Origin of the sequence: Nonomuraea antimicrobica, assembly GCF_039536965.1 — a bacterium.
Classification (GTDB): Bacteria; Actinomycetota; Actinomycetes; order Streptosporangiales; family Streptosporangiaceae; genus Nonomuraea; species Nonomuraea antimicrobica.
On record NZ_BAAAZP010000044.1, the window covers coordinates 46,600 to 64,767 of the forward strand.

General features: G+C 70.7%; 20 protein-coding genes. 10 read left to right on the forward strand and 10 right to left on the reverse strand.

Going from position 1 to position 18,168, the window contains the following annotated elements; translation table 11 throughout:
* The first annotated feature begins 125 nt into the window (after window positions 1-125).
* Together ABD844_RS12575 and ABD844_RS12580 are read left to right on the forward strand one after the other, a co-directional pair.
* Complete coding sequence (locus ABD844_RS12575) at window positions 126-1,340, forward strand: trans-sulfuration enzyme family protein (protein ID WP_344876282.1); 1,215 nt, start codon at window positions 126-128, stop codon at window positions 1,338-1,340.
* A 62-nt stretch (window positions 1,341-1,402) separates the two neighbouring features.
* Entirely contained in the window at window positions 1,403-1,783 is a 381-nt protein-coding gene (locus ABD844_RS12580) for a nuclear transport factor 2 family protein (RefSeq protein ID WP_344876284.1), read from the forward strand.
* Window positions 1,784-1,842: 59 nt separating this feature from the next.
* On the opposite strand, the gene ABD844_RS12585 is transcribed toward ABD844_RS12580, so the two are convergent.
* Entirely contained in the window at window positions 1,843-2,388 is a 546-nt protein-coding gene (locus tag ABD844_RS12585; protein WP_344876286.1) for a CGNR zinc finger domain-containing protein, read from the reverse strand.
* Window positions 2,389-2,469: 81 nt separating this feature from the next.
* Between ABD844_RS12585 and ABD844_RS12590 the strand changes: the two genes are divergently transcribed.
* From ABD844_RS12590 to ABD844_RS12625, 8 genes are all read left to right on the forward strand, one after another.
* Window positions 2,470-3,642 carry an MFS transporter gene (locus tag ABD844_RS12590; protein ID WP_344876288.1) on the forward strand — a complete coding sequence of 391 codons (1,173 nt, stop codon included), beginning with the start codon at window positions 2,470-2,472 and terminating at the stop codon, window positions 3,640-3,642.
* A gap of 261 nt (window positions 3,643-3,903) precedes the next feature.
* Entirely contained in the window at window positions 3,904-4,530 is a 627-nt protein-coding gene (locus ABD844_RS12595; RefSeq protein WP_344876290.1) for a DUF305 domain-containing protein, read from the forward strand.
* 101 nt (window positions 4,531-4,631) lie between these two features.
* A complete protein-coding gene (locus tag ABD844_RS12600; protein WP_344876292.1) occupies window positions 4,632-5,288 on the forward strand; it encodes a maleylpyruvate isomerase N-terminal domain-containing protein in 657 nt (218 codons plus the stop codon).
* Window positions 5,289-5,496: 208 nt separating this feature from the next.
* Entirely contained in the window at window positions 5,497-5,940 is a 444-nt protein-coding gene (locus ABD844_RS12605; protein WP_344876294.1) for a hypothetical protein, read from the forward strand.
* Between the two features lie 119 nt (window positions 5,941-6,059).
* A complete protein-coding gene (locus ABD844_RS12610) occupies window positions 6,060-6,737 on the forward strand; it encodes an SRPBCC domain-containing protein (RefSeq protein WP_344876296.1) in 678 nt (225 codons plus the stop codon).
* A 41-nt stretch (window positions 6,738-6,778) separates the two neighbouring features.
* Window positions 6,779-7,723, forward strand: a complete 945-nt coding sequence (sigJ, locus tag ABD844_RS12615) for an RNA polymerase sigma factor SigJ (protein ID WP_344876298.1) — start codon at window positions 6,779-6,781, stop codon at window positions 7,721-7,723.
* A gap of 89 nt (window positions 7,724-7,812) precedes the next feature.
* Window positions 7,813-9,147 carry an NAD(P)/FAD-dependent oxidoreductase gene (locus ABD844_RS12620; RefSeq protein WP_344876300.1) on the forward strand — a complete coding sequence of 445 codons (1,335 nt, stop codon included), beginning with the start codon at window positions 7,813-7,815 and terminating at the stop codon, window positions 9,145-9,147.
* 27 nt (window positions 9,148-9,174) lie between these two features.
* Window positions 9,175-10,098, forward strand: a complete 924-nt coding sequence (locus ABD844_RS12625) for an NAD(P)H-binding protein (protein WP_344876302.1) — start codon at window positions 9,175-9,177, stop codon at window positions 10,096-10,098.
* 66 nt (window positions 10,099-10,164) lie between these two features.
* Here ABD844_RS12625 and ABD844_RS12630 read toward each other — a convergent pair whose 3' ends face one another.
* From ABD844_RS12630 to ABD844_RS12670, 9 genes are all read right to left on the reverse strand, one after another.
* A complete protein-coding gene (locus ABD844_RS12630) occupies window positions 10,165-11,109 on the reverse strand; it encodes an ABC transporter ATP-binding protein (RefSeq protein WP_344876304.1) in 945 nt (314 codons plus the stop codon).
* The gene (locus ABD844_RS12635) at window positions 11,102-12,067 is read right to left on the reverse strand and encodes an ABC transporter ATP-binding protein (RefSeq protein ID WP_344876306.1); all 966 of its coding nucleotides are present in this window, start codon (window positions 12,065-12,067) and stop codon (window positions 11,102-11,104) included. The genes ABD844_RS12630 and ABD844_RS12635 overlap by 8 nt, the downstream gene beginning before the upstream one ends.
* The gene (locus ABD844_RS12640; RefSeq protein ID WP_344876308.1) at window positions 12,064-12,921 is read right to left on the reverse strand and encodes an ABC transporter permease; all 858 of its coding nucleotides are present in this window, start codon (window positions 12,919-12,921) and stop codon (window positions 12,064-12,066) included. The genes ABD844_RS12635 and ABD844_RS12640 overlap by 4 nt, the downstream gene beginning before the upstream one ends.
* Complete coding sequence (locus ABD844_RS12645) at window positions 12,918-13,844, reverse strand: ABC transporter permease (protein WP_344876310.1); 927 nt, start codon at window positions 13,842-13,844, stop codon at window positions 12,918-12,920. The genes ABD844_RS12640 and ABD844_RS12645 overlap by 4 nt, the downstream gene beginning before the upstream one ends.
* Window positions 13,841-14,884 carry a LacI family DNA-binding transcriptional regulator gene (locus ABD844_RS12650; RefSeq protein WP_344876312.1) on the reverse strand — a complete coding sequence of 348 codons (1,044 nt, stop codon included), beginning with the start codon at window positions 14,882-14,884 and terminating at the stop codon, window positions 13,841-13,843. Before ABD844_RS12650 ends, ABD844_RS12645 begins: the two co-directional genes overlap by 4 nt.
* Window positions 14,877-16,391: an ABC transporter substrate-binding protein gene (locus ABD844_RS12655; RefSeq protein ID WP_344876314.1), complete on the reverse strand. Its 1,515-nt coding sequence runs from the start codon at window positions 16,389-16,391 to the stop codon at window positions 14,877-14,879. Before ABD844_RS12655 ends, ABD844_RS12650 begins: the two co-directional genes overlap by 8 nt.
* Before the next feature lie 35 nt (window positions 16,392-16,426).
* Window positions 16,427-16,762, reverse strand: a complete 336-nt coding sequence (locus tag ABD844_RS12660; protein ID WP_344876316.1) for a hypothetical protein — start codon at window positions 16,760-16,762, stop codon at window positions 16,427-16,429.
* 8 nt (window positions 16,763-16,770) lie between these two features.
* Entirely contained in the window at window positions 16,771-17,718 is a 948-nt protein-coding gene (locus ABD844_RS12665; protein ID WP_344876318.1) for a DUF6772 family protein, read from the reverse strand.
* Between the two features lie 136 nt (window positions 17,719-17,854).
* Window positions 17,855-18,168 (reverse strand): helix-turn-helix domain-containing protein (locus ABD844_RS12670; RefSeq protein ID WP_344876320.1); only part of this gene is annotated, 314 nt, incomplete at its 5' end.

An 18,168-nucleotide genomic window follows, 5' to 3' on the forward strand; every position in this document is an offset into this window, starting at 1 on the left:
GTGGCGTCCCCGGTACCCGAGACCTGATGGCGGTGCTACCTCCGGCCGAGACCACCGCTTGCTTGAATGCACCATATAGTGCACTCTGATGCACTATAGGGCGAAGAGCTTCAGGAGGCGTGCCGATGGGACGAGACCTGGCCGACATGGGCTTCAGCACGATCGCCGTGCACGGCGGGGTGAGCCTCGACCCGTCCACGGGCGCCATCGGGCCGCACATCGCGACCTCGACGAACTTCGCGGCCGCGTACGGAAGCATCGGCTTCAGCGCCGAGGCGACCGTGGCGGACGAGGTTCCGTTCGCCTACGCCCGCGAGGGCCATCCGAACGCCGCCCAGCTCGAACAGAAGCTGGCCCTGCTGGACGGCGCGGAGGCCGCGGTGGTGTTCGCCACGGGCATCGCGGCGATCTCCGGGCTGATGACCCAGGTGCTCTCACCCGGAGACCACCTGCTGGTCAGCGACGTCAGTTACGCGGGCACCGCCGAGTTCACCCGTGGCCTGCTGGCCGGTATGGGGATCGAGGTGAGCGTCGCCGACATGTCCGATCTCGACGACGTCCGCGCGGCGTTGCGGCCGAACACCCGCCTGATCCACGCCGAGACGCCGTGCAACCCGGTGCTCAAGCTGGTGGACATCCGGGCGCTCGCGCGGGTGGCGCACGACCACGGGGCGGAGCTGTGCGTCGACGGGACCTTCGCCACCCCCGCGGTCACCCGCCCGCTGCTGCTCGGAGCCGACTATGTGGTGCACTCCCTGACCAAGTACATGGGCGGTCACGGTGACGCGCTGGGGGGAGCGGTGCTCGGGAGGGCCGAGCCGATGGACCGCCTGCGACGCGAGGTCGGGGTGCACCTCGGCGGCACGCTCAGCGCCTTCAACTGCTGGCTGATCCTGCGCGGCCTGGAAACCCTGCCGATCCGCATGGCCGCGTACGCGCGCGGGGCCACTCAGGTCGCGCGGTTCCTGGAGGATCACCCGAAGGTTCGCTCCGTGCGATATCCCGGGTTGCCGTCCCACCCGCAGTACGCGCTGGCCCAGCGGCAGATGAGCGGGCCGTCCGGCATGATCGCCTTCACCGTCGCCGACCACGAACGATTCGGCGACGGGCTGAAGGACCAGCTGCGGATCTTCCACTTCGCCGCCTCGCTGGGCCTGTCGCGCAGCCTCATCCTGGAGGCGCGTACGGAGGACCTGCGGCGTACGACGTTCAAACTCGACGAGGCGCACCTGCGCCGCTACCGCGAATGGGCCGGCGACGGGTTCTACCGCCTGTCGATCGGCCTGGAGGACCCCGACGACCTGTGCGCCGACCTCGAACGGGCACTGTCGGCGAGCTAGCCACCTGACCCACCTGCCGCCCACCCGCGGCGACAGCCGAAAGCGAAAGAAGGATCGTGGACATGGCGATGACCGTGGAGCGTCTGGCGGAGTTCGGCGCGGCGTGGCGCGACCGGGACCTCGACCGGCTCATGGAGTTCATGGCCGACGACTGCGTCTTCCGGTCGTCGGTCGGGCCGGAGCCGGGCGCGACGTTCCGCGGGCGTGCCGAGGTGCGCCGCGGCTTCGAGCTGATGCTCGCCTACGATGCCGGGTCCGAGTCCCACGACGGCGTCGCGTTCGTCGTCGGTGACCGCGGCGCCGCGCAGTGGTCCTACACGCACGCGGACGCGTACGGACGGACGCACCGAGTGGACGGCTGCGACCTGTACGAGTTCGACGGCGACCTGATCAGGGTCAAGGACGCCTACCGCAGGGTCCACGGCGACCTCGGCCAGACGTGAAGGTCTCCCCAGGTCGGGAACCGGGCCCGCCCAGGTCCTGCCACCTGTCGCGGCCGTCGTCAGGACTGGCGGCGGCTGCGGTAGGCGGCGGTCTTGGCCCGCGCCGTGCACGCCGTGCCGCAGTAGCGGCGTGAGCCGTTGCGGGTCAGGTCGACGTAGACCGCCTCGCACTGGTGTGCCTCGCACTCCCCGAAGCGGTCGGGGCCGTAGCCGTCCACGATGAGCGCCAGCGCCGTGGCGAACTCACCGCCCAGCGCCTCCACCTGGCTGTCACCCGACCCGTGAAAGTGCAGGTGGAACGGTTGGCCGACGTCCTCGGCCAGGTACGGCTGCGCGCCGTACCTGCGGATCATGGCGTTGATGTGGGCGGCCTGGTCGGCGGGACGTTCGGCCAGCAGCGCCTGGCGTAGCCCGGCCGCCAGCTCGGCCAGGCGCGCCCCGGCGTCGGGGACGGCGCGCACGGCCGCGCTCATGTGGTCGCCGAGCCGGGCCGCGAACGTCGTCGCCAGCTCCTCGCCCGTCAGCGGCCGCACGGAGGCGCCGCGCCACCAGCGGGCCGTGGCGAGGTTGACCAGCTCGGCGATCAGCGGTGCCTGCCGAGTCACGTTACAGGCTATTTCCATTTGACTGGTAACAATCTCTCGTGTGTCATGGGCGTAATCCTGTTAGATGGTAACGGAGTCGCCATGCTCGCCCCCTACCGCCGCCTGCTCGCCCATTCCGGGGTCCCTCACCTGCTCGTCGCGGGGCTCATCGTCAAACTGGGCACGCCCGTGCTCAGCCTCGCCCTGCTGCTGTCCGCCGTCGACCGCCTCGGCTCCTACGCCACCGCCGGGCTCGTGCTCACCGGCCACGCGCTGGCCCTGGCCCTGTGCGCGCCGCCCGGCGGACGCATCGCCGACCGGTACGGCCCGCGTCCCACCCTCATCTGCTACCTGGCCGCCCACGCGCCGGCCTACGCCCTGCTCCTGCTCGCACCCCCCGCCCTGATGATCGGCGCGGCGGTGCTGCTCGGGGCCACCACGCCGCCCGCCGCCTCGATCATCAGAAGCGCCTGGCCACGACTGGTCCCCGAGGCCGCCCTGCCTGCCGCGTACGCGGTGGACAACGCGGTCAACGAACTGATGTTCATCGTCGGTCCTCTGCTCGTGCCGGTCATGATCCTGGCCATGACGGCGCACGACGTGGTGGCCGCCGCGGGCGCCGCCGTCCTGCTCGGCACGGCGCTGCTCCTGGCCTCCCCCACGATCCGGCGGGCCGCACCCGCTCCGCCGGGCAGGCTCCGGCCGGCCGGGCCGCTCGGCCACCGGCGTACGGTCCTGCTGCTGAGCATCGCCGCCCTCGGCACGTTCACCTTCGGCTGCCTGCGCGTCGCCACGGTCGCCTCGGCCACCGTGTTCGGCTCCGCCGCCTCCGCCGGTGTGCTGATGGGCCTGCTGTCGGCCGGCGCCCTCCTCGGCACCCTCGGGTACGGCGCCCGCGCCTGGCCCGTCACCGGCGTGCGCCTGCTCGTGCTGCTGTCGCTCGCGGAGGCCGTCGTGCTGCTGGCCGGAGGCTGGGCGCCGAGCTTCGTGGCGCTCGCCGTACTGATCGCCGTGGTCGGGCTGGCGACCGGGCCACGGGACGCGGTCGTGCCGACCCTGCTCGCCGACCACACCCCCGCCCACTACCGCACCGAGGTCTTCGCCTGGCTCCAGACCTTCATGTGGGCCGGGTACGGGCTCGGCACCGCCGTCGCCGGTCGCCTCATCGGGCCCTTCGACACCGGCGCCGCCGCCTTCGGAGCCGCCGCGGTCGCGGCCGTGGCGGGGGCGGTCCTGGCCGTTGCCGCCAACCGGCCCGCCCGCGCGCTGAGCTGAACCCGACCCCGGACGGGATTTGCCACGAATGAGCGAATAGATCGCGCGAACCCGGTCAGTAATGGGGGAGGTGGGTGTTCGTCCAGCCCGAGGAGGGCCGATGAATGACGTACCGTCGGAAAGCGCGCTGACGCGTTAGTCACGAGGCGATTGTCCGCTCCAGAAACCCTTTCCTGCTCTCGGCGAAACATCGCGGATGGACTCCGAGGCTGTCCGCAAAAAAGCCGGCAGTCCGCACGGAATCGAGAGAGCGACGCAATCATGAGCAACAATCGCAAGGTTTCCTTCACGATCGCCGCGAGCGCACTCGCCCTGTCGACGGCGTGCAGCGGCGGCGGCTCCACAGCCGAGTACGAGGCGATGAACGAAAGCACGCCGACGGGCACCGCCACCGAAATGCCGACGGGCACCGCGACCGCCGGGCACCCGTCGCCCACGTTCGACGCGGCGGACGTCAAGTTCACCCAAAAAATGCTCCTGCACCATCAACAGGCCATCGAGATGGCGAAACTCGCCTCCCACCGGGCCTCCGACCCCGAGGTCAAGCAGCTCGCCGCCAGGATCGAGAAGGAGCAGGAGCAGCAGAGCCAGACGATGAAGGACCTGCTCTCCTCCTGGGGTCAGCCCACCCCGACGCCGGGCATGGCGCCCGACATGCCCGGCAGCATGTCGGAGGAGGACATGCGCAAGCTCGCGGCGGCCCAGGGCAAGGACTTCGACAAGCTCTTCGTCCAGCAGATGATCGCCCATCACCGGGGAGCGATCGAGATGGCGCGCACGGAGGAGGCCGACGGGGCCAACCCGCAGGCCAAAGACCTCGCCAAGCAGATCATCACCACTCAGGAGGGGGAGCTGAAGGAACTGGAGCAGATTCGCGACCGGCTCTGACCCGGGCTGAGCCGAATCGGGCCCGAGCGACTCGGGCCCGATTCAGCGTGCCGCGCGGTCGGCGCTTGTCGGTCGTCCCGGCGCCGCACTACCGTGCCGGGATGAATCTCTTCTCACCCTCTTGGACGGCGTTGCGCACGGCGGTCGCCGAGCTTCCCGACGAGGTCTTCGAGCAGCCGTCGGGCTGTGCGGGCTGGCGGGTGCGAGACCTGGTGTGCCATTTGATCATTGACGCGCAGGACGTCCTGATCACCCTGGTGACCCCCGCCGACACCGAACCGACGCGCGACTCCGTGACCTACTGGGAGGTCTCCGACACGCCGCCGACCGGCGACGACCCGCTCGACGCGCTGATCGTCCGGCTGGCCGCGGCGTACGAGGAGCCCTGGCTGCTCAAGTTCCACCTCGACGACCTCGGCTCCGCCGCCGGGCGCGCCGCCGAGCTGGCCGACCCGGCCCTGCGGGTCGGCACCCGCGACGTGGTCCTCACCGCGGGCGACTACCTGTCCGCGTACGTCCTGGAGTGGACGCTGCACCACCTCGACCTGGTCGCCTACCTGCCTGACGTGCCGGGGCCGCCCGCCGAAGGGCTCGCCCGTACCCGCGCGATGCTGGAGCAGATCGCCGGGTTCGCGTTCCCCGCGTCCTTCTCCGACAAGGACGCGCTGCTCGTGGGCACCGGACGGCGGGCGCCGACCGACGCGGAGCGGGCCGAACTCGGGGAGGCGGCGGCGAGGCTCCCGTTCGTCGTCGGGTGAGCGTCCTGCCGAACGAGCCCGCTGAGCGACGGCGGCGGCCTCGGCGGCGGAGCCGCTCGTGAAATCGGCACGACAGGAAGACGACAGACCGGTCTGCCAGGCTTCTGATCGCTCGGGCGGTCCTCCCGGCGGGCGCTGACGTGCGCCCGAGACCCGTGGTGATGACGGGAGGCCCGAGCCGTTGAACCAGACCTCGAATCGGAGTCCCATGAAGACCGCTGCCGTACTCATACTCGTGGCCGTCGCCGCCCTGTCGCCTCTGCCCGTCGTGGCCGGTGCCGCGTCCGCGTCCGCGCCCGCCACGGCCGAACAGGCCGCGGCGGGCAACAAGCTGCTGCCCGGCCAGAAGCTCTACGCAGGTCAGTCCCGCCGTTCGGCCAACGGCCAGTACGTGCTGCTCATGCAGAACGACGGCAACCTCGTCCTCCAGCACGCCAACACCGCGCTGTGGAGCAGCAAGACCGCCGGGCACCCGGGCGCGTTCGCGGTGATGCAGAGCGACGGCAACTTCGCCATCTACACCCCCGGCAGGAAGCCGCTCTGGAGCACTAGGACGGCGCCCAACCCCGGCGCGTTCCTACAGGTCCAGGACGATGGCAATGTGGTGATCTACAGTGCCGCCGGGAAGCCGCTGTGGGGCGCCAGAACGTGAGGTGCCCGCATGGGCTGCTGGTGGACGCGGTGATGTGGTGATGCGGTGATCAGGTGCTGCGGTCATCGGCCATCAGGCCCTGACCGCACCCGCCGGGGCCCGTACGGAATGGAGTAGTTGTGGCCAATTTCGAGTCATCGATCGTCGAAGCCCAGCTCGACGCGGTGGAGCGGTCGCTGACCGCCACCCCCGACGAGGACGTGGTCGTCTCCGCGGTGACCCTGAGCCAGTCGTATCCCGTGGACCCGAAGAGCCTCTGGGCGGCGTGCACCACCCAGGAGCGGCTGGCCCAGTGGCTGGGGCCGGTCAGCGGTGATCTCCGGGTGGAGGGGCGTTACCAGCTCGAGGACACCGCTGCCGGAGTCGTCCGGCGCTGTCACGCTCCCAAGTCCTTCGTCGTGAGCTGGGACTACGGGGATGACACGTCGCTGGTCGAGGTCCGGCTCCGCGCCGAGGAGGCCGAGGACGCCGAGGCGGAGGGCGGGACGCGGCTGACCGTGATCCACTCTGCCGACATAGCGTCGCAACGATGGGCACAGTACGGCGCCGGCGAGTCCGGCATCGGCTGGGACATCTGGTTGCTGTGCCTGGCTCACCACCTGGCCACGGGAGACGCCGTCGCCACCGCCGTCAACGCGTGGACCGAGAGCGTCGGCGGCAGGCGGTTCATCGCGGAGAGCAGTCGCCGCTGGGCGGACAAGTCCGTCGCCACCGGCACGCCGGAGGCCGACGCGCGGGCGGCGCAGGCGCGTATCACCGCGTTCTACGCCAATCTCGACCCCGCCGGCCAGCCGTAGGCGCGCGCCCTGGTCAACTCGTCGCGGGCTAGGATCGGCCCGTGCCCTTGAGCGCGAACGACGTCGACCGGTTCGAGGCCGCCAGGCCGCGCCTGGAGGCCATCGCCTACCGCCTCCTCGGCTCCGCGAGTGAGGCGGAGGACGCCGTGCAGGAGACCTTCCTGCGTTGGCAGGCCACCGACGTGGCGCGCATCGAGGTCCCCGAGGCGTGGCTGACCAGGGCCCTCACCAACCTGTGCCGCAACCAGCTCACCTCCGCGCGGGCCCGCCGCGAGACCTACGTGGGCTGCTGGCTTCCCGAGCCGCTGCTCGCCGGTGACCCGATGCTCGGCCCGGCCGACACCGCCGAGCAGCGCGAATCGCTCTCGTACGCGGTGCTCACGCTCATGGAGCGGCTCTCGCCCAACGAGCGGGCGGTTTACGTGCTGCGGGAGGCGTTCGACTACCCGCACCGGGAGATCGCCGAGATCCTCGACCTCACCGAGGCCGCCAGCCAGCAGCTCTTCCACCGCGCCAAGAAGCACGTCGCCGACGGCAAGGCCCGCGCCGAGATCGACGCGGCCGCCGCCCGGCGGATCGTCGAGGAGTTCCTCGCCGCCGCCACCAGCGGCCGAACCGAGCCGCTCGTACGCCTGCTCACCAGCGACGCCATCGCCGTCGGCGACGGCGGCGGGAAGGTTCCGGCCCGCGCCAAGCCGTTCGTGGGCGCCGTCGTGGTCGCGAAGTTCCTGTGGGGCCTGTGCAAACCCGGCGAGGCCAAGCGCGCCCTGGTCGGCGGCGCACTCAGCCTCTACGCCTCGACCGCCAACGGCGACCCCGCCGTCGTGGCCGTCGTCGGTGGCCGGGTCGTCGCCGTCATGTGCCTGGAGGTCACCGCCGAGGGCATCGTCGCGTTCCGCAACCAGGCCAACCCCGACAAGCTCGAACGCGCGACCGCGCGCTGGGCGGCCGACGATCGTGGAGAGCCCCTGTACAACGTCTTCTGAGGGCGGTGTGAGGTGCTTCACATCGTGTTCCTGTCAGGAAACGGCGGGCCGCCCGGTTCAAGGGGCGAACGCACGACAGGAGGCAGCAAATGCAGCACCGCATCGTCGTCCTCGGGGCCGGATACACCGGAGCCATCGCCGCCGGTCGGCTCGCCAGGCGGCTCCACCGCGAGGACGTCGCCATCACCCTCGTCAACGCCGAGCCCGACTTCGTGGAACGCGTCCGCCTGCACCAGGTGGCGACCGGCCAGGACCTCAAGCCCCGGCCGTTCGGCGAGATGTTCGCGGGCACCGGCGTCGAACTGCGGCTCGCGAAGGTCACCGGCGTCGACGTCGACCGCAGGACCGTCACCGCCACCGACACGACCAGCTCGATCGGGTCCCCCACCCGTCTGATCGCGCCCGAGTGCGGCGCCGGTTTGATCGCGCCCGGGTCCGGCGCCGGTTTGATCGCGCCCGAGTCCGGCGCAATGGAACAACTCGACTACGACACCCTCGTCTACGCCCTCGGCAGTGCCTGGGACGCCCACGGTGTCCCCGGGACCGCCGAGCACGCCTATGAGCTGGCGGGCCGTCCCGGAGCGCTCCGGTTGCGCGGGCGCCTGGCCGGTCTCGACGCCGGGCGGAGCGTGGTCGTCGTGGGCGGCGGCCTCACCGGCGTGGAGATCGCGACCGAGATCGCCGAGGCCCGCCCCGACCTCGACGTCGCCCTCGCCACCCGCGGCGACCTCGGCGACGGGCTCTCGCCCAGGGGCCGCGAGCACCTGCGGAAGGTCTTCGCCAGGCTCCGGATCACCGTGCACGAGCACGCCGCCGTCACCGGCGTCGAAGCCGACCGGATCGTCACCGCCGACGGCGAGGTCATCCCGGCCGCGGTCACCGTGTGGACCGCCGGTTTCGCGGTCCACCCCATCGCGCGGGCGAGCGCCCTGGAGGTCACCGGCACCGGACAGATCGTGGTCGACGGGACCATGCGCTCGGTCTCGCACCCGGACGTGTACGCCGTCGGCGACGCCGCCATGGCGATGGGCCCGGGGAACAAGCCGCTGCGGATGTCGTGCTCCTCGGGCATTCCGGCCGCCTGGCAGGCCGCCGACGCGATCGCGGCCCGGCTGACCGGCGGGAAGCTCCCGAACGCGCCGATCCGCTACGTCAACCAGTGCATCTCGCTGGGCCGCAAGGATGGGCTGATCCAGTACGTCACCGCCGACGACCGTTCCGTGCGGGCGGCGCTGACCGGCAGGACGGCCGCCGTGTACAAGGAGCTGATCTGCACGGGCGCGGCCTGGAGTGTCGCCAACCCGTTGCTCGGCCTGCCGGCCCGGCGCCGCCGCGTCACCCGGGATCGGGCCGCGGCTGGTGTCTCCGGCCCCGCGCGCAATCTTGAACCGCACGTTGGACAAGCCTCAAGAGGCGGACTCTAGCCTGGTCGCAGTGAGGTGATGAGGGCCATGGCGGAGAACGAGCTGGTGCTGGTGACGGGTGCCGGAGGCGGCGTCGGGGGAGTGGGGCGTACCGTCACCGGGCTGCTGCGCGAGAGCGGCCTGGCGGTGCGGGCGATGGTGCACCACGACGACGACCGGGCGGCGGCGCTGCGGGCGCTCGGCGCGGACGTGGTCGTCGGCGATCTCACCAACCCGGCCGACGTGGCGCGGGCCGTCGAGGGTGTCGGCCGGATGTTGTTCAGCATGAGCGTGTCGCCGTCGTACCTGGAGGCCGCCGTCACCGTCGCGAGCGTGGCGCGGGCGGTCGGCCGGATCGAGGCCCTGGTCGCGATGTCCCAGATGACCGTGTCGCAGATGGACGCGCTCAGCACCGAGGAGTCGCACCAGCAGCGCCTGCACTGGCTGTCGGACCAGGTGCTCGACTGGTGCGGGCTGCCGGTCGTGCACGTCCGGCCCACCGTCTTCCTGGACAACCCGCTGTTCACGACGCTGGCCGCGCGGTCCATCGCCGACAGCGGCACCCTCCGGCTGCCCTTCGGCACCGGCCGTACGTCGCCCGTCGCGGCCGACGACGTCGCCCGCGTGGTCGCCGCGATCCTGCGGGACCCGGGGCCGCACCTCGGGAAGGTTCTGGAGCTGACCGGGCCCAGGTCGGAACCGATGACCGCCGTCGCGCAGGAGTACGCCAGGGCGCTGCACCGGCCGGTGACCTACGAGGACGTGCCCGCGCAGGTGTGGGAGGACGACGTCCTGTCCCGTTCCGGGCTGGGGCCGCACACCGAGGAGCACATCGCGACCATGGCCCGGCTGCACCGCGAGAACAGGTACGACCGCTCCACCCGCACGGTCGAGCAGATCACCGGGCGACCCGCCCAGACGGTCGAGGAGTTCGTCGCGCGGCGGGCCGAGCTGTTCGACGGACACCGGTGACCACTGGCTGACCACAGGCTGACCACGGGCGCCGCGCCGCATCGGGCCGGGAGGCGCGGCGCGGAGCTAGGCGGCGAAGTGGCAGGCGACCGGGTGGCCGGTGCCCCTGTCGATCAGCGTGGGCTCCTCCTCGCGGCACCGGTCCTGGGCCAGCCAGCACCGGGTGCGGAACCGGCAGCCGGACGGCGGCGACAGCGGCGAGGGAACGTCCCCCGTCAGGACGATCTCCTGGCGGTCGGTGTCCCGCCAGTCGTCGACGCCGGGCGCGGCCGACAGCAGCGCCTGGGTGTAGGGGTGGGCGGGCCGGGCATAGAGGGCGTCCTTCGGGCCGATCTCGGCGATCTTGCCGAGGTACATCACCGCCACCCGGTCGCACAGGTGGTGGACGACGCCGAGGTCGTGGGAGATGAACAGGTAGGCGACGCCCAGGTCACGCTGGAGCTCCCGCAGCAGGTTGAGGATCTGGGCGCGTACCGAGACGTCGAGGGCGGAGACGGCCTCGTCGCAGATGATCAGGCGGGGTCGCACGGCCAGCGCCCTGGCGATGCTGATGCGCTGGCGCTGCCCGCCCGAGAACTGGTGGGGGTAGCGGTCGGCGTGCTCGGGCCGCAGGCCGACGCGGTCGAGCAGGGTGCGTACCTCGTCGTCCCAGCGTTCGCGGGGCACGAGGCCGGGATGGATGCGCCAGGCCTCCTTGATCAGCGCGGCCACGGTCATGCGCGGGTTGAGCGAGGCGTACGGGTCCTGGAAGATGAGCTGGATCTCCTGCCTGAGCCGCCGCAGCTCCTTGGCGGGCAGCGCGGCCAGGTCCTTGCCCTCGAAGAGCACCTTCCCCGAGGCGGGCCGGACCAGACCGACGATGGTCCTGGCCACGGTCGACTTGCCGCAGCCGGACTCGCCGACCAGGCCCACGGTCTCGCCCTCGCCGACGGTGAGGCTCACCCCGGCCACCGCCTGCACCTCGACCCTGCGAGTGCGGTAGGTGGTGACGAGATCGACGAGTTCAAGCATGTGCGATCACCTCCTCGGCGAAGTGGCAGGCGCTGGTGCGCCCGGGTCCGAGCGGACGGGGCTCGGGGTCGTTCTCGCGGCACACGTCGCGGGCGAACGGGCAGCGGGCGGCGAAGGAGCAGCCGGTCAGCGGCTTGCTCAGGTCGGGCGGCCCGCCGCCGATCATCTCCAGCGGACGGTCGTCGCGCAGCGAGGGCACGGCGCGCATCAGGCCGCGGGTGTAGGGGTGGGCGGGGCGCTCGTACACCTCGGGCACGGTGCCCGTCTCCACGATCCGGCCCGCGTACATGACGGCGATCCGGTCGGCGGCTCGGGCGACCACGCCCAGGTCGTGGCTGATGAGGATCATGCCGAGGCGTTCCGCCCGCTGGCGTTCGCGCAGGAGTCGCAGGATCTGGGCCTGCACGGTGACGTCCAGCGCGGTGGTCGGCTCGTCGGCGATGAGCAGGCGGGGGTCGAGGGCCAGCGCCATGGCGATCATCACGCGCTGGCGCATGCCGCCGGAGAAGCGGTGGGGGTACTCGTCCAGCCGGCGCGCGGCGTCGGGGATGCCGACCAGGGCCATCAGCTCGGCCGACCGGCCGCGGGCCTCCTTCCTGCCCAGGCCGCGGTGCCTGCGGAACATCTCGCCGATCTGGTAGCCGACGGTCAGTGACGGGTTCAGCGCGCTGAGCGGATCCTGGAAGATCATCGAGATGCGTTCGCCGCGGAGCTTCCGCCACTGCTCCTCGGCGAGCCCGGTGACCTCCTGCCCCTCGATCCTGATGTGGCCGCCCGCCAGCCGGGCTCCGTGCGGCACCAGGCCGAGCAGCGACTGCGCGGTCACGCTCTTGCCGCTGCCCGACTCGCCGACGACGGCCACCGTCTCGCCCTCCTCGACCTGGAACGAGACGCCGCGCACCACGCGGGTGCCGCCGAACTCCACGGCCAGGTCCTCGACCTCCAGCAGGGGGCTCATGCGCTCAGCTCCGTCATCGGGTCGGACAGGTCTCGCAGCAGGTCGCCGAGCACGCCGATGCTGACCACCACGAGCGCCAGCGCGAGGCCGGGCGCGGCGGCGATCCACCAGGCGGAGGCCAGGTAGTCGCGGCCCTGCGCGATGGTGGCGCCCCAGGACGCCTGCGTGGTGGGCACGCCGAGGCCGAGGAAGCTCAGCGACGCCTCGGCGACCATGGTCAGGCCGACCTGTACGGTCGCCGCGACGAGCAGCGGCGGCAGGCAGGAGGGCAGGATGTAGTGGATGAGGATGCGCCCGTTGGAGGCGCCGAGCACGCGGGCCGAGTCGACGAACTCGCGGTGCCGTACGGACAGCGCCGACCCGCGCACCACCCTCGCGAAGATCACCCATCGGGTCACCGCGAGCGCGATGATCACGTTGACCATGCTGGGCCCGAGCACGCCCGCGAGCAGGATCGCCAGCAGCAGGCTGGGGAAGGCGAGCTGGATGTCGCCGACGCGGGAGATGATGCCATCCACCCAGCTACCGAAATATCCGGACAACAGGCCGAGCAGCAGCCCGATCGACCCGCCCACCAGCACGGTCACCAGCGCCACGGTCAGCGACGTACGCATGCCGGACAGCACCTCGGCCACCAGGTCCTGGCCCACCTGGTCGGTGCCGAACCAGGCGACGGCCCCGTCGGACAACCGGCTGCCCGGAGGCAGCAACCGGTCCTGCGGGCTGGTCACCGCGGCGTCGAAGGGGACGAGGACCGGCCCCACCACGCCGGCGACCGCGAACAGCAGCACGGTCCCGATGGCCAGCCGCCCGCGCAGGGGCAGCCGCCGTAGGACGGCGGTGTCGAGCGTCATGCGTTCTCCAACTGGATCCTGGGGTCGAGATAGCTGTAGAGCACGTCGACCAGCAGGTTGAGCGTGATGTAGCAGACGGTGACCACGATGAGGACGGCCTCGACCACCGAGTAGTCGCGGAAGGTGATCGAGTCGATGAGCAGCGAGCCGATCCCCGGCCAGGCGAAGACCACCTCGACGATCACCCCGTTGGCGATGAAGAAGCCCATCAGCAGGCCGAGCATGGTCACGACGGGCACCAGCGTGTTGCGCAACACGTGGACGTAGAAGACCACCCGCCTGCTCAGGCCCTTGGCCCGCGCCGTGCGCACGTAGTCCTGGTTCATCTCCTCGAGGATCCCCGTGCGTACCAGCCGGCCGAGCCAGCCGACGAACGGCAGCGCCAGCGTGAGCGCGGGAAGCAGCAGGCTGGCCATGGTGCCGTCGGCGGTGCTCGGCAGGATCTGCAGCAGCCTGGCGAAGATCAGGGAGAGCATGATGCCGATCCAGAACGGCGGCAGGGCCTGCCCGACCAGCGACGAGACGGAGACCAGGTGGTCGGCCACGGTGCCCGCGCGCCTGGCCGCGAACGTGCCGGCCAGGAAGCCGAGCACCACGGTGAAGATCATGGCCCAAACCGACAGGCTCAGCGTGGGGCCGAGCCGTTCCAGCGTGGCGTCCAGCGCGCTGCCGCCCTGCCGCCAGGACTCGCCGAACTCCAGGCGCAGCACGTCGCCCAGGTGGGCGAAGTACTGCACGAGCAGGGGCCGGTCCAGGCCCATCTCGGTGCGGAGCGCGGCCAGTTGGTCAGGGGTGGCCTGGCTGCCGAGGATCAGCTCGGCGGGGTCGCCGGGCAGCACGCGCAGCGCGACGAAGACGATGGTGACCGCGCCCCAGATCTGCAACAGCGCCTGGGCGAGGCGGCGTGCGAGGAAGAGGGTCATGGGCGGCTCGATCCTCGTACGGTGAGCGCCGGCGGGAAGAGCACCTTCTCCGGAGCCCCCGTAGCCGACCTGGTCAGCCGCCGCAGCATGCGGTCGACGGCCGACACCGCGATCTCCGCGGCGGGCAGGTCGACCGAGGTGAGCGACGGTATGACGTAAGGCGCGAAGGGGTAGCCGCCGTAGCCGACGACCAGCACGTCCTCGGGAATGCGCAGCCCCGCCTCGTGCGCGACCCGGTACGTGGCGAGCGCGAAATAGTCGTTGCCCGCGACGAACGCCAGCGGCCGATCGTCGGTGGCGATCACCTCGCGGGCCAGCCGGTACGCCTCGCTCGGGTCCCACGGCATCGCGCTCTGCTCCAACCGCCTGGTCGGCACCTTGATCACCGCGTCGGGCCCCATCGGCAGCCCGCTGTCGGCCATGGCGCGGCGGTAGCCCTCGACCCGGTCGACCACGGAGGAGACGCCCAGGTCCTCCTCCAGGAAGTAGATCTTCCTGGCGCCCTGCTCGATGGCGTGCCTGGCGGTCTCGTAGCCGCCGCGGGCGTGGTCGACGCCGACGAGGTCGGCGTTCAGCTCGGGGACGTCACGGTTGATCAGCACCAGCGGCACCCCCGCGGAGCGGAACGGCCGCCAGTGCTCCGCGCCCTCCTGCACGGCCACCACCAGGACCCCGTCGACGCCGCGGCGCAGCAGCTCCTCGGCCGCCCGCCGCTCGTTGTCCACGGACTCCTCGGTCGCCATCAGCAGCAGCGAGTAGCCGTGCTTGCGGCAGTGCTGCTCCACGCCGCTGATGAGCTGGGCGTAGAAGGGGTTGGACGGGTTCGTGATCACCATGCCGAGCGTGGTCGCGGAGCCCAGTACCAGGGAGCGGGCGGTCACGTTCGGCACGTAGCCGAGCCTGGCCGCCTCCGCCTTGACCCGGTTCCTGGTCTCCACGCCCACGCTGTCCTTGTCGGACAGGGCCCGCGACACGGTGTTGACCGACACCCCGAGGCTCTCGGCGATGTCCTTCAGCGTCGTACGGCGTCCGTCAGGCATGATCGGCGGAGACCGTCCTGAACTCGGGCTGGCTGTTGCCCGCCGGGCGGAAGTTCTTGACGGTCGAGCGCACGCCGTAGGTGGCGGCCAGCGACGCGGGGAACACGCCGACCGCGTCGGACCAGATGATCTCGCACGCCTGTCCGTACAGGGCCTTGCGCCGCTCCTGGTCGGCGGTGGACTTGGCCTGGGCGAGGATCGCGTCCAGCTCCTTGTTGGCGTAGCCCATGCGGTTGGCCTCGGAGGTGTACAGGCGGCCGAGCGTGTAGTCGGCGTCCGCCGTGGTCACGGTGTTGACCTGCAGCTCGATGTCCCAGTCGAGGGCGGTCAACCGCTTGATCCAGGCGGCCTTCTCGATCTGCTGCGGCTCGACGACCACGCCCACCTTTGCCCAGGCCGAGATGAACGACTGGGCCAGCTCGGTGGCCAGCGGCCCGGTGTCCCTGAACCACATCATCGAGGTACGGATGCCGTCGGCGTATCCCGCCTCGGCCAGCTCCTTCTTGGCCAGGTCGGGGTCGTGGGCGTAGGGCTGCTGCGGGGCGTGGCCGAACACCGACGACGGGATGGGCGCGTCCATGACCGTGGCGGCCTCGCCGTACAGGTTGGCGACGATGCCCTTGACGTCGAGCGCGTGGTGCAGCGCGCGGCGCACCTTGGGGTCGCTGAACGGCTTGCGCCCGCAGTTGAACCAGGTCAGGAAGTAGTTGAGGCCCGGCGTGCTCTCGACGGAGATCCCGGACACCTGGCGCAGGCGCTGGAGTTCGTCGGGCGGGATGATCCAGGTGACGTCCACCTCGCCGTTCTGCAGCGCGGTCATCCGCGTGGACGCCTCGGGGATGTAGGGCAGGCGCAGCCCCCGCAGCGTGGGCGCGCCGCCCCAGTAGTCCTGCACGGGAGTGAGCACGAGCTGCGACGACGGCGTGAACGACTCCACGGCGAACGGCCCGCTGCCCACCGGCTTGCGGAAGAAGCCCGACCTGCCCATCTGGGCCGCGGGGAGGATGAACGCCAGCGTCAGGTTCACCAGCATCGCGCCGAGCGGCTCGGTGGTGGTGATCTTGACGGTTCGCGCGTCGGGCGCCTCGACCGAGTCGACCGCGGCCCACAGCGGCTTCTGCGGGCCTGTCGACTTGACCAGCCGGTCCAGCGACGCCTTCACGTCGGCCGAGGTCAACTTGCTGCCGTCGTGGAAGGTGACGTCCTCGCGGAGGGTGAACACCCACGTCTTGTCGTCGGGCCGGGTCCACGACGTGGCCAGGCTCGGCGCCGGCTCGGTGCCGTTCCTGGTCACGAGCGTGTCGTAGATCTGCCGGTTGGCCAGCAGCGACGCCTCGTCGACCGCGCTCGGGCCGTGCGGGTCCAGGTCGTTGATGGCCTGGTTGAACGCGGCGCTGAGCGGGGAGTCCTGGCCGGAGCCCGAGCCGGGCCCGCCGGGGGCGCATCCTGCGATCAGGACAGCGCCTCCGAGGAGGGTGAGGAATTGGCGCCTGCCTACATCGTCCATGTCGCTTACCTTCTAGTCAGCTCTGTCAGGCTCTGTCAGCTCTTGAGTGCCAGGTAGATCAGGACTTTCGCCTTCGGATCGCCCCCGCGAAGTGAAGCCCTCAGTCGCAGCCAGTGACCGAACTCGCGTACGCGCCAGGACACCATTCCCGGCTCGGTGGTCACCAGCTCGGGTGTCTCCTCGTCGCACCAGTGCAGCCCGTCGGGGGAGACCTGGGTGACGAGGTGCAGGCTGGGCTGCTCGCCTTCGAGCTCCAGCGTACGTACGAACCATCGGGCTTCGGCCGCCCACCCGCACTCGTACGGTTCGGTGGTGAAATCTGCGGTGAAAGTGGTGTTCCGCTCGAGTACGGCGGTCTGAGCGTTCTTCATGCCGATGCTCACCAATCCACGGAGATCAGGGCGGAATCAAGGAAAAGGAAGTTGCGGACGGGAGAATGGGTGCGCACGCTGACGTAGAAGTTCAGCAGGTTCTCCAAGCCGTCATACTTGTCCGGATATTGCGGCACGGGAACGTTACGCAGATCCATCACCCGGTCGTTGACCTGGAGTTCGACGTTGGTCCGCGAGCGGGTGTCGAACTGCCAGCGCAGATAGTGCCAGTTGACCTTGGTCGGCACCTCGTTGTAGCAGAGGAATTGCGGGTCCTCGTCGAGCGCGTGCCAGTCGTCGGGGTTCGGCGCGGTGAAGTCCTCGGTCGCCACCAGGTTGTCCTGGTTGTGCAGGTTCTCCCGCGGCGTCGGCTCGGGCACCACCGGGTACACCCAGCGCCTGGTCAGCTTGTTGTCCAGGTCGGTGTTCTGGTAGCGCATCACCGTGTGGTAGCGGATGCCGTCGCCGTCGCACAGGTCGGTCGCGATCGTGAAGCAGCCGAACTGCGCCTCCGACGGGTGCAGGTTGCCGTCCCACTCGATGTCGCCGAAGGTGTTGCCGAGGCTCGACTCCGCCGTCGCCGCCTCGCTCTTGTAGGTGAAGTACGTCTCGAACTGCACGATCCCGCGCTGCGCCATCGTCAGCCGGCGGATGGCCACCGCCGTGTGCCCGGTGACCGGCCTGGTGGCCACCTTGAGCGCGTACGTGCCGCTCATCGCGCCGTGCGTGCCGGTGTCGAAGAAGTCGCACGAGCTGAGCTGCGGCGGGCGGAAGTCGCGCATGTGCTTGTCGACGGTGTCGAGGTTGCCGTGGCCGTCGTGGTTGCCGATGAGTTCGGTCCAGCCGTGGGTGCCGGTGTTGAACTCGTCGAAGGCGAGGATGCGGGGCAGCGGGTTGAACTTCGACAGCTTCGGATCGGCCGCGATCAGCGCGCGACGTAGATCATCGCTTACCAAGTCGTCCTCCTAGAACGAGAGAATTAACGTTCACGTGAACGTTAATCCTGAAGGTCCAAGGAAGTTAACCCTCCACATCCTGGGACGTCAATACTTCGTTACAAAGTGGACATCTAACGCTTCATCTGGACACACCTCAAGAATCCCGGCCCAGCCACGGTTGGTCGGTGACCGTCAGCAGGGATCTGAGCTGGCCCCGGCCGGAGATCCCGAGCTTGGTGTAAACCCGCGCCAGCGTGTTGTCCACGGTGCGTACGGCCAGGCCGAGCCGGGCGGCGATCTGCCTGCTCGTGTGCCGGACGGCCAGCAGGGCGACCTGGCGTTCCCTGGCGCTGAGCACGTCGCCGAGGTCGAGGTCGTCGAGCAGAGGCGTGCGCGCGTCCTGGCACCTGGCGCGCAGCGCGACGGCCTCGGCCGCGGCCAGCCCGGCACGCCCGCGCCGGCCCGCCG